Annotated in this window: 13 protein-coding genes; 5 read left to right on the forward strand and 8 right to left on the reverse strand. The window is 43.6% G+C overall.

The genetic code is table 11. The features are described from left to right. Window positions 1–935 (forward strand): GAF domain-containing sensor histidine kinase (locus tag QUA77_RS27610; RefSeq protein WP_333036771.1); only part of this gene is annotated, 935 nt, incomplete at its 5' end. A gap of 170 nt (window positions 936–1,105) precedes the next feature. Continuing rightward, window positions 1,106–2,638: an ATP-binding protein gene (locus QUA77_RS27615; protein WP_333036775.1), complete on the forward strand. Its 1,533-nt coding sequence runs from the start codon at window positions 1,106–1,108 to the stop codon at window positions 2,636–2,638. Window positions 2,639–2,885: 247 nt separating this feature from the next. On the opposite strand, the gene QUA77_RS29470 is transcribed toward QUA77_RS27615, so the two are convergent. The 3 genes from QUA77_RS29470 to QUA77_RS27625 form a co-directional block, all read right to left on the reverse strand. Then, window positions 2,886–3,038, reverse strand: coding sequence for a transposase (locus QUA77_RS29470; protein WP_445302109.1), 153 nt, complete (start codon window positions 3,036–3,038; stop codon window positions 2,886–2,888). Between the two features lie 244 nt (window positions 3,039–3,282). Beyond that, window positions 3,283–3,870, reverse strand: coding sequence for a hypothetical protein (locus QUA77_RS27620; protein ID WP_333036777.1), 588 nt, complete (start codon window positions 3,868–3,870; stop codon window positions 3,283–3,285). A gap of 133 nt (window positions 3,871–4,003) precedes the next feature. Next, window positions 4,004–5,389, reverse strand: coding sequence for a HAMP domain-containing sensor histidine kinase (locus QUA77_RS27625; protein ID WP_333453775.1), 1,386 nt, complete (start codon window positions 5,387–5,389; stop codon window positions 4,004–4,006). A gap of 121 nt (window positions 5,390–5,510) precedes the next feature. Between QUA77_RS27625 and QUA77_RS27630 the strand changes: the two genes are divergently transcribed. Together QUA77_RS27630 and QUA77_RS27635 are read left to right on the forward strand one after the other, a co-directional pair. Then, window positions 5,511–5,678: a hypothetical protein gene (locus QUA77_RS27630; protein ID WP_333036780.1), complete on the forward strand. Its 168-nt coding sequence runs from the start codon at window positions 5,511–5,513 to the stop codon at window positions 5,676–5,678. A 106-nt stretch (window positions 5,679–5,784) separates the two neighbouring features. After that, window positions 5,785–6,108, forward strand: a complete 324-nt coding sequence (locus QUA77_RS27635; protein WP_006635576.1) for a DUF3155 domain-containing protein — start codon at window positions 5,785–5,787, stop codon at window positions 6,106–6,108. A gap of 350 nt (window positions 6,109–6,458) precedes the next feature. Here the strand turns inward: QUA77_RS27635 and QUA77_RS27640 are convergent, their stop codons facing one another. Continuing rightward, window positions 6,459–6,992 carry a cofactor assembly of complex C subunit B gene (locus QUA77_RS27640; protein WP_333453776.1) on the reverse strand — a complete coding sequence of 178 codons (534 nt, stop codon included), beginning with the start codon at window positions 6,990–6,992 and terminating at the stop codon, window positions 6,459–6,461. A 299-nt stretch (window positions 6,993–7,291) separates the two neighbouring features. Here QUA77_RS27640 and QUA77_RS27645 point away from each other — a divergent pair, with 299 nt between their 5' ends. Continuing rightward, window positions 7,292–8,482, forward strand: a complete 1,191-nt coding sequence (locus QUA77_RS27645; protein WP_333036784.1) for a transposase — start codon at window positions 7,292–7,294, stop codon at window positions 8,480–8,482. A gap of 28 nt (window positions 8,483–8,510) precedes the next feature. Here the strand turns inward: QUA77_RS27645 and QUA77_RS27650 are convergent, their stop codons facing one another. From QUA77_RS27650 to QUA77_RS27665, 4 genes are all read right to left on the reverse strand, one after another. Beyond that, window positions 8,511–8,636 carry a hypothetical protein gene (locus QUA77_RS27650; protein ID WP_333453778.1) on the reverse strand — a complete coding sequence of 42 codons (126 nt, stop codon included), beginning with the start codon at window positions 8,634–8,636 and terminating at the stop codon, window positions 8,511–8,513. 15 nt (window positions 8,637–8,651) lie between these two features. After that, entirely contained in the window at window positions 8,652–9,044 is a 393-nt protein-coding gene (locus tag QUA77_RS27655; protein ID WP_333036786.1) for a PadR family transcriptional regulator, read from the reverse strand. 339 nt (window positions 9,045–9,383) lie between these two features. Beyond that, complete coding sequence (locus QUA77_RS27660; RefSeq protein WP_190657763.1) at window positions 9,384–9,587, reverse strand: DUF751 family protein; 204 nt, start codon at window positions 9,585–9,587, stop codon at window positions 9,384–9,386. A gap of 384 nt (window positions 9,588–9,971) precedes the next feature. Then, complete coding sequence (locus QUA77_RS27665) at window positions 9,972–10,478, reverse strand: DUF7226 domain-containing protein (protein WP_445302110.1); 507 nt, start codon at window positions 10,476–10,478, stop codon at window positions 9,972–9,974. Window positions 10,479–10,540 lie beyond the last annotated feature (62 nt).

The following is a 10,540-nucleotide window of genomic DNA, read 5'->3' on the forward strand; positions in this document are numbered from 1 at the left end:
TTACTACGGATCGCCTAGAATTGTTAAAACTTTTATCTGCACAAATTGCTATTTCTATTGAGAATGCTCAACTTTACAAAAATTTACAGGAGTTTAATCAAAACTTAGAGCAATTAGTGAGCGATCGTACTCAACAATTATCGAACACCCTAGAGGCTTTAAAAGCCACCCAAACTCAGCTAGTCGAATCTGAAAAAATGGCATCTCTGGGAGGATTAGTTGCTGGTGTTGCCCATGAAATTAATACTCCTATCGGAGTGGGTGTCACTGTTGCTTCAGCTTTGGCCGAAAATACCACGGAATTTGCATCTATTTATAAAAGTGGCAAAATGAAGCGCTCGGATTTAGAAGAATTTGTCGATATTGCTACCCAAAGCAGTAAGGCACTTCTAATTAACCTAGATCGGGCGGCAGCCTTGATTCAAAGCTTTAAGCAAGTAGCAGTAGATCGCTCTAGCGAAGAACGACGTACTTTCCAGATCAGACCTTATCTTGATGAAATTTTATTACAATTAAAACCAAAGTTGAAAAATAGCCAACATTCGCTTAAAATTAAGGGAGATAGCAAAATTGCTATAGATTCTTATCCAGGAGCATTGTCCCAAGTTGTGACAAACTTGCTAATCAATTCTCTGATTCATGCCTACGAACCAGGGATTTCTGGGGAACTAATCTTTGATTGGGAGCAAGAAGGTAATCGGCTAAGGTTTGAATACGCCGATGAAGGGAAAGGTATTCCCCCAGAAAACTTAAGTAAAATTTTTGAGCCATTCTTTACCACTAAGCGTGGTCAAGGTGGCAGTGGGTTAGGGTTACATATTGTCTACAATTTAGTCACCCAAAAACTCAAAGGTGAAATTGAATGTCTAAGTGAGGTGGGAAGAGGCACCAAGTTTATTATTAAATTACCCATGCAAATTGATTCACCAATGTAGAGTTCCTATTCTGATTTTCTGACCAAGAGAACTAAGTAAGTCCACCTCATTAAAACTAAAGTAAGGATGACTGAAAAGGTTGCTGTGTAACTCTTCTCCCTTCTGCCTTTTTCTTAACAGGTTTTCTAACTTCAAACCTAAACATTAGTAAAAAATAAAGGTGTACAGCAATGAAAAGTGATTTTGACGATTTGTTAACTCAACCATCTCCAGAAACAGTATACTTTGCCGAAGTAATCGACTCGGATGACGAGATATTGTTTGCAGATGAAACCACAGAAGAAAAACTGAGTGAAAGCTGGAAAATTTTAGTTGTAGATGATGAGGCTCAAGTTCACACCGCTACCGAAATTTCACTAAGGAAGTTTGTCTTTGAAAATAAATCTTTAACCTTCATTAATGCTTACTCCGCTCGTGAAGCTAAACAGCTAATCCAAGAAAATCCTGATGTTGCCATAATCTTACTTGATGTAATTATGGAAACAGATGATGCTGGCTTAAACTTTGTTAAATATGTCCGAGAAGTTTTAGGCAATCAGTTAGTGCGAATTATTTTACGCACGGGTCAACCCGGACAAGTACCTGAAAAAAGCATTATTATCAATTACGATATTAATGACTATAAAACTAAAACAGAATTAACGACATCAAAGCTATACACTACGATGCTAACAGCTTTGAGAAGTTTTTCTCTAAGTCATAAATTGCAGTCGGAAATAGAGCGGCGCGAACAAGTAGAGAAAGCACTCCGTATTAGTCAAGAAAAAGAGTACCAAAAATCTCTGGCTTTAGAACATTTTGTCAAAGAACTGCAAGACACACAACTCCAGTTAGTTCAAAGTGAAAAAATGTCTAGTCTAGGTCAATTAGTTGCAGGTGTAGCTCATGAAATCAACAATCCAGTTAACTTTATTTACGGCAATCTCTCGCACGCCAACGACTATATTAAAGAACTCATTAATATGTTGAGTCTTTACCAAAGGTATTACCCGCAACCCGAAGCAGAAATTGTCCATGAAATAGAAGATGGAGAGTTGCCATTTATCATAGATGATTTACCAAAATTGCTTTCTTCCATGCAGTTAGGGATCGAACGCATTCGCAATATTGTTCACTCTCTACGCAATTTTTCGCGGTTGGATGAAACTGAAATTAAATCAGTAGATATCCACGAAGGCATTAATAGCACTTTGCTGATCTTACAGCACCGACTAAAGGCTAAGTCTGATCGGCCTGCTATTAATGTGATAAAAGACTATGGTGCATTGCCGCTTGTGAACTGTTATGCCGGTCAGCTCAATCAGGTGTTTATGAACCTTTTAGCGAATGCTATAGATGCTTTAGAAGAGCGGCTAAGTAGAGAAGATGGTGCAGTTTTTAAACCCCAGATTTTGATTCGTACTGAAGTTGTACCCGGCAATTCGGATGACAACATTAGCTCGGCTTCCCACATCCTGGTAACAATTTCTGATAATGGTGTGGGCATGACAGAGAAAGTTCGTGCTAAACTTTTCACTCCCTTTTTTACTACTAAACCCATAGGAAAAGGTACAGGCATGGGATTGTCCATCAGCCGAAAAATTCTGATAGAAAAACACTGCGGTCAATTGGAGTGTATTTCTACGCCAGAGCAGGGAACGCAGTTTATTATTGATCTGCCGACTATCTGTAGAGCCACTAATATCGCCGTAGCTAATGCCTAGAAAACTTATCTGGCTGAATTGATCGTATACCGATTTTCAGTTGCATGAGAATAGGGTAATTGCTAATTGGTAATTGCTCATTAATCGGAATTATGATATAATTTTTACCCGCAGCAAGTACCCCCCCTTCTGGGGTCGGGATAGGCGCTGCGGCTTTAGCCACATTCTTCTAACTTAGAGCAGATTACAGGTTTATGAAGTAAACCCCTGATGGCTCAATCCCCGTAGGGGAGTGGCATTGCCGTGTCTAAAGCTGCACTTCATAAACCTGGGATACGCTGTAATTGTGTTGGTTTTCAATATATTTTTTAACTATCTCTTCGGAGACGTTACCAACTGTGTCGTAAAAATACAGCATATTCCATATATAGCGTATTCCAGGTTTATGAATGCACCTCAGAAACCGGGTTTCTTTACAGTTCTCGCATCATTACTGATTCTGTTCAAGGAACCCGGTTTCTCGAGATCTACATCTACATGGAGTATGCTGTATATATAGGACAAAATTTGAGCGCGAAAATACAAGATTAATACATCCTGATAGCTCGTTATAAAAGAAATTATTTGGCTTTTATGCGATCGCCGGCGTTGCTTAGTGATACCATAATTCAGAAACGACTTTTTTTGTAATATCATCGACGCGATCAACGATTTTCGCTTTGCTGGAAATGCCGCCAAACTTCATGATGACAGACGTACCAAAAATACAGGGCTAAATTCACAAGGCCTAATAATTTAGTGCCATCTTCTAGCATCGCGTGTAATGCTTGATGTGGAGTCTCTAAAAGATCCTCTAACCGCGAGATAGCAAACAATAAGAATGCTGCAACTAATGGCAGGTAATGAGTGGTTTTGATGTATCGCCAAAACTTAACTCCGTAAAGGAAAACTGCACTCCCATAACACAAATAAATTATTTTCTTAGATATTCCCAACCGAGACATAATCAAAGTCATCCGAAACCTGTCATCCAGGTAAAAGACTCCCAGGAGTAAAGCACTAAAAAATAAGAATATCGCCGATCTACTACCCCGATCTTTTTGGCGCAACACTCCGAAAGTAAATGCACAAATTGCGACTGGGAGACACCCGAGAACTTCGGAAACTCCGGTAAAAATGCCTTCGTAAGGGAACCAGAAATTAAAAGGGTCGCTAAATAGGCGTTCAACTCCGCGTCCCTTGTTGTTGAGTTTGGCGTATATGCTCACCCCGCCCAAAATCAGAAGAGTCATAATATTAAAAAAAGCTAAAAACGGTACACCAAAAAAGTTTTTTTTGAAAACTTTTAAAGAATTTGATAACTTGGAAATTTGATTGAATAAAGGTAGATGCTTCATAAAAAATGTCCCTAAGCAATATAGTTGGTTACTTATTCACTGGTAGCCAAACCACAAATGTAGTGCCGCGATTCGTTGGATATAAATGAGTTTCCGCCGATGGCAGCCATTCAGGATTGACTGGGGAAAATACTTCTATTTCTCCTTGCATTTGGCGGACTAAATCGCGGGCGATCGCCAAACCCAATCCTGTACCCGGAATTTCGGTCTGCGCTTTTTCTCCCCGGTAGTGCCGCTCAAATAAATGCTCTAAATCCTGGGGAGGAATGCCGGAACCTGTGTCACTGACAGCAACTGCTATGGCAGGCAATTGGCTGTATCCTGCCCGATCGCCATCCGCTACTTTGTACCTGACTTTAATATAAATTTGGTGGCCGGCAGGGGTATATTTCAAAGCATTGTCAATTAAATTGCTCAACACTTCGCGCAAAGCTCGATCGTTCGCTGAGACTGGTGGCAAATCCGCCTCCAGGTCGGCTACCAATTTCAGATTCCTTTCAGATGCGATCGCCTCGGCGGAAATTAACAGCGGTTTTAAGACTTCTGCCACAAAACAGGATTCCTTCAAATTGGCCGCAGGTGACAGCGACAGAGGAGAATGCCGGATTGATTCCACATTGGACATTGCTTTTTCTGAAGTGCCCGATCGCAGTTTTAGATGTGCTTCGCCGGTGTCAACGGTTCGATCGAACTGGCCCAGCAACTCTTGCAGCCGATCGCTCTCTCGGACAATACTAAAAGCCACATTGCGGTTTTTGTCTTCCGGTACCAGCCGCCGCGCTAACAGCTTGCCAAAAGTTCGCAACGCTGTCAGCGGACTTTTGAACTGGTGCAGCAAATTGTGCATCGTGTCGTAAACCTGAGCCTGGATTTGCCGACTCGTACCCAATTCCTGCTGCATCCACTGCGATCGCTGATCTAATATGCAGGCTAGGGCTAAGGTGCGAGCAATTTGTTGTATCTGAGCCTCCTCTCGCTCGTTCCAAGGCCTGTCATGCCGACCGCTGACTAGGAGTCCCATTACAGCTCCCTCGTGTATCAGAGGCGTCACAATTTGCATCCGCTGCTGCCACACATTCTCCGGGCCTTGGCACTGATGGGAACTGCGCTCCTTACCCGGAAGTCGCTCGGGTGCGATCGCCCCCACCGTTGATTCTTCCACAGGCCGAACCGGCGGCGCCAGCAGTCGCGGTACCGGTTTCACTGTCGAGCTTTCGGAACATTGCAACCTCAACCCCTGATTTTCTTCCGATTCGGCTGAGCTTTCTGGGTAAACTGCGATCGGCACCAACTTTGCTTCGCTGCCTTCTACCAACTCTTGTGTCAGGTATACCGCGCTGAATTTCGCTCCCAAACTAACGGCGATGGCCACCTGCGAGCGGCAAAGTTTGACAAATTCTGAACTGGCTGGCATTAACATGAGCGCCACATTAAGATATCTAACGGAATTCTAAGTAAATTACAAACGATCGGCTACCGATTACTGATGAGAGACTTCTAGGTTTCAGGTTTCTTCCCTTTGATAGAAGGCAGCTATGTTGAAGGCATGGGGCTTTCATGAGCCCAAATTGCCCCGCATCGCCCTCCGCGCAGCTTCCACCGATCCCCAACCTTGGATCTTGCCGGAACTTGCGGCCAGCCCTACCACAACCGTTACACTTTTGTCGATCGGCACGAATGTTAAGATTATGTCGATATATTAAAAACAGTTGAAATTTTGAGCTAGAACGGATATACTGGCCTCGGATTTGGTAGCTATCATTACAACCTGTCTGCTCATACTGTCTGCTCACAGAGGAGGTAAAGAAATTGGCCAGGAGACGCAAACGCAAGAGTCGCCGCCGACAAGAAGGACGCAGAATTTTAGAGTGTGTGCCTCAATATAGCATCGAGAGCGGCGAAGATAAACCCGTAACAGCGGCTCGCAAGTTCATCCATGCAGAAGGCATTGCTCCCCCAGCTTTGCTGTTAGTCAAGCGTAACGAGCATACCACTGACAGATACTTCTGGGCTGAAAAAGGTTTATTTGGAGCCCAATACGTAGAAGAGAACCATTTCTTGTTTCCCAGCTTAAAGGTGATGTTGGAAGCTACCACAGAAAAAATTCCTGTGGTGTCAGCCAGCCGCGCATAGCTCAAAATGTTTAGCTCAAAACATTGACAGCAATGTTTTTCTAAGTCTTTTAACAAAAGCGCGAGAGTTCTCATTGTCTGGAGAGTGCCAACTGAAATTTCTGCGAAAAGTCCTTACGAATTAGGGTATAAGGAGCCATCGCAACAGGCTTGATCGCAGCCCAAGGGCGATCGCCACAATTGGCACTTTCACGATAATGGTTTTTTTTTACTTTTTGGTCGATCGAACAAGTGGATCAAAAAAACAGCCACTGGTTTATCAACGAAAGAGCCGCTCTTGAGTCATCGGTTTGTCAGCTAGAAGTCTAACTACGGCATCTAGCATATCAAAAAACGTTCCGCGTCAAACTTTTAATCGATCGGTTTCAAATCTAAAGCTTTTTGCATGGCTGCTAGTTCATCGCGGTGAGCTCTGACAGTAACAAAGCTCTTGGTTTGGCTTCCCGACTCAGCAACTGATTCGAGTTTGAGGGAGACTTGCTCAGAGCGTCCAGCTTTTTTCCAGTAAAATACCCCCGCCAGCGGGGACAGCAGTACCAAAGCTAGGAAAATTTGACCCTGCTGCGGAACTAGCATTCCCAAAACCAGTCCCAAGCACAGAGCGCCGCCTGCACTCAGCAGTGTTAGAAAAATAGCTAGAAACCAACTTGGCCGCACAAAACCCTCAAATGTGACTTTATAGTTGGGGGCATCGACGGCTGCAACTCGGTAAGCTCTCTGGGCAAAATACTGTTGTAAGTCGGTTAACAGTGACTCTTGGGCGCTCTCGGAAGCCAGCTTGACTTGTTCGATGCGATCTTTGACTGAAGCCTTGATGAAGAAAAACAAGCCAACAGCCAGCAGTAGCGTCAGCACAAAGGTAGAAGGAAGAACAGCAGTATCCATCGGTAGAAGTTTGTGTAATTGAAATTATCTACTATTACTTTACAGAAATTTACATAAGAAAGCGATCGAGGACTTACGCAGACACTTTTTTACCAAGATTCGCAGAAAGCTTCTTCTGCAAGGCGTTTTGCTCTCCATCACCCAATTCCCCTATCTCTCCATCGTCGCTAATTCTCAAGTGACCAGAGAAATGGGTACAAGCCTCCCCCTTCTAGGGGGACTTTCAGTTCTGAATTTCTCCGAAGAGGATTTTGAATAAATGCAGTGCTGTTTGTTCAGACTTGCTCTACAATGATTGTATGTTAAATCTCACCTACGAGTACAAGCTCATTCCTACCGATACGCAACGCCAAACTTTCGACCAGTGGCTCAATATTTGCCGCAAGGTCTACAACTTTGCATTGCGAGAACGAAAAGATTGGGTCAATTCTCGTAAGTGTGATATCAACTCGTGCAGCATTAAACAGGAATACATGATCCCTGCTGATGCACCGCGTCCAACCTTTGCGGGCCAATGCAAATCATTAGCCCAAGCAAAGAAGTTAATTCCTGAGTTGAAATTGCCTCACACCCATGTCTTGCAGCACGCGTTGCGCCAACTAGAGGCAGCGTTTGTGGCGATGTGGGAACGAGGACACGGTTTTCCTAGATTCAAAAAGCGGATGCGCTCATTTGTGTTCCCTCAATTGAATCTAGAATCCGTTAAACAGTTTGATGGTACCGATTGGGTCAACCTACCCAAGATAGGGTTAGTTAAAATGCACCTGTCGCGTCCAATCCCTCAAGGGTTTGAGGTTAAGCAAATTCGCGTTGTTAAGAGGGCTTCTGGCTACTATGTCATGCTCACTTTGCAATGTGATATCAAAGTACCTCAAGCCTCACCTTCAGGACATGGATTAGGGATTGATTTAGGGTTAAAACATTTTTTGGCAACTTCTGATGGTGAATTGATTGATAGACCTAGATTCTTTGTGGATGGACAACGCAAGCTGAAATTGCTGCAACGTCAACTGAAGCGCAAGAAAAAAGGCTCTAGAAAGTTTCGTCAAATTCATCACCAAATAGCCTTGCACCACGAATACATCTCGAACAGTCGCAAAGACTTTCATTTCAAGACTGCACATCATTTATGCAACGCAGCCCAAACAGTATTTGCTGAGGATTTGAACCTCAAAGCAATGTCAGCCGGAATGATGAGCAAACACACGCTTGATGCAGGGTTTGGTCAGTTCCTGAATATCTTGGGTCATGTTTGCTTTAAGCGAGGTGCATACTTTGCCAAGGTAGACCCGAACCGAACAAGTCAAACTTGTCCCAGATGTCAAACTCATACAGGCAAAAAAGAACTATCCGAACGGGTACATAAATGTCAAACCTGTGGCTATGAAACGAATCGAGATGTTGCAGCCGCGCAAGTGGTGTTGCAGCGTGGATATACAGCGGTTGGGCAAATCGCAGTGAATTTTGGGGAGGGCAAGCTACATGAGTAGTCCCAATGAACCAAGAATCCCTGCTCCTTTAGGACAGGGAGTTGTCAAGTAGTGTAGCTGCTTTAATCGGTGTGCGGCGGGCGATCGAGCAAAGCGAAGGCAAGGAAGGCAAATCGCTTTGCAAGTAGCGCCAGCATCTCCAGGGTTTAGGCATCCGATTCCAACTCGGTTAACCCGTCTGACCAGTTTCTAAGGGGCGGGAACGACGCTCTGAAGCGCCGTTTCCCTGACCAATGTAATCGTGCCAGAGACGAGCAAGGTCTTGAGCTTGGTGCCGCCACTCAGCGAGGATTTGATACATCCGGCGGGGGCGGCCGCGTCCTTCTACTTTTTTCCAGTAACCGGTGATGACGCCTTCATCTTCGAGGAATTTCAGAGCGCTGTAGAGAACGGTATCAGAAAGGCGGTAGATGGGGAATTCCCTCTCTAGTTGGCCAATCAGTTCTGTACCGTAGGAATCTCCGCGCAATAACACGGAGAGAATGTAACACACAGCTAATTCCTTGTTTAGATAAACAGGAGGGGGGTCTTGAAAAAATTGATAGATATGTTCAAACTTCATCTGTCTTGTCCGCTGGAAACTCTCGTGATACCGTCAGGTTAACGGGAGAGGAAAGCGGGGCGGGGTGTGCCGCTTCCTAATGATTAAGTGGGACACCGGGGAAACAGAGGTGCAGTATTTCCCCAGTGAATGTTGATAGCCCCAAACGCCCTGCACTTCGGTAATGTTTGCCTGCGCCTTGGTTGAGCAGCACTGGCGTAACTAGCCCAATTTTTTTCCTCTTCCAATCTATCGCAGCGACTATTGTCAAGTGTGCGATCGCCTGCAAGAATTGGCAGCTACTTTGGGAGTTAGTGTTTTAACTGAATTTGCCGTTGATGTTTGCGTTTTAGCTTGGCTTTAAACCGAACTCAGGCCTAACATAGCCCGCAGTGTAAAAGTTAGAAAGACAAAAGTCGCTACAATCGAACTAATCAGGGCGATCGCAGTTGCCGGTCGATCGAGCAGGGGTTTGAGTCGCTCGAACAGGAAAAAGAAAATTCCCAGACATATCGTAATGAAAAAGCGCGGGTAGCGAGAGACGTTATTAATAAAATCTTGCATTGGCTTGGTGGGGTAAAGTGTCACAGCTCGATCTTGGACTGGTAACACTTGTGAGCGAGTTAGACAATTTTGGCACAGCCGGAGCTAAATCCGCCAATCGGGCGATCGGGCATTTTTGCCGGCGAGGCTGATATATATAATTCTAACGAAAACTTTTTGCCGATGGCTCCGGCACTGTCTGTTTAATGCCACGCGACCTCCGGTAAGAACTTCAGAAGTATTTCTATTGAGTTCTAGTTGTGATAAATATTATAGGGCCGTTATTTCTAGATAAATGTCTGCTTCCGCACCTTCTTTCGTCTTGCCACGTCCCTTTCTGCAATGGCCCGGAGGCAAAACTAGGTTGAAGATATTAAAAACCCAGAGAATCACACTATGCGGATTTTAGTCTTGGATTTGGGACCAAATCCAAGAAATCCAGCCTTGGACTGTAAAGTAACGCCTTTTTATAGTTGTATCATTAATATCTGGACGATTTTCTGAGATTATTTTACAGATTGCATCTTTGGGCGGAATTCCTCCCAGTTTAAGCGCTAATTGAAACACTAAATAAAAAACTTGACGTTCTAAAATCTTATTAATCAACTCTAGATATTTTAATTTAGGTCTTTTATGTAAAATAGACCTTCCTTCACTTGTCAAGCAAAAAGTTACTTTTTTGGTCAGGGAATCTTTATAATTTTCTATCAGTCCAATATACAGACCAGCATTAGTATAATAGTCAGTTTGCCTGCGATCGAATTCATAGTTTTCTGTAATATCGTCTTTGGTTAAATCTCTTTCTAATAACAAGGATAATAAATCTACTACTCTCTCAAATTTATCAGCTTGGGGAAATGGAACATCTGGCTCTGAAATTACTTTAATATTATTGAGTAAGCTGATACGCAGCTAGATTGTATAATATAAATATAAAATAAGCGCTCATTAGTTAGAATGTATGCCAGCCAAAA

The sequence above is a fragment of the Microcoleus sp. K5-D4 genome (assembly GCF_036704575.1).
Taxonomy (GTDB): Bacteria; Cyanobacteriota; Cyanobacteriia; order Cyanobacteriales; family Microcoleaceae; genus Microcoleus.

What these genes read in the sequence shown, in the direction of transcription:
- QUA77_RS27645 (WP_333036784.1), top strand. Translation starts at nt 7,292, where the DNA reads ATGTTAAATCTCACCTACGAGTACAAGCTCATTCCTACCGATACGCAA.
- QUA77_RS27640 (WP_333453776.1), bottom strand. Translation starts at nt 6,992, where the DNA reads ATGGATACTGCTGTTCTTCCTTCTACCTTTGTGCTGACGCTACTGCTG.
- QUA77_RS27620 (WP_333036777.1), bottom strand. Translation starts at nt 3,870, where the DNA reads ATGACTCTTCTGATTTTGGGCGGGGTGAGCATATACGCCAAACTCAAC.
- QUA77_RS27660 (WP_190657763.1), bottom strand. Translation starts at nt 9,587, where the DNA reads ATGCAAGATTTTATTAATAACGTCTCTCGCTACCCGCGCTTTTTCATT.
- QUA77_RS27630 (WP_333036780.1), top strand. Translation starts at nt 5,511, where the DNA reads ATGTTGAAGGCATGGGGCTTTCATGAGCCCAAATTGCCCCGCATCGCC.
- QUA77_RS27615 (WP_333036775.1), top strand. Translation starts at nt 1,106, where the DNA reads ATGAAAAGTGATTTTGACGATTTGTTAACTCAACCATCTCCAGAAACA.
- QUA77_RS27655 (WP_333036786.1), bottom strand. Translation starts at nt 9,044, where the DNA reads ATGAAGTTTGAACATATCTATCAATTTTTTCAAGACCCCCCTCCTGTT.
- QUA77_RS27625 (WP_333453775.1), bottom strand. Translation starts at nt 5,389, where the DNA reads ATGCCAGCCAGTTCAGAATTTGTCAAACTTTGCCGCTCGCAGGTGGCC.
- QUA77_RS27650 (WP_333453778.1), bottom strand. Translation starts at nt 8,636, where the DNA reads ATGCCTAAACCCTGGAGATGCTGGCGCTACTTGCAAAGCGATTTGCCT.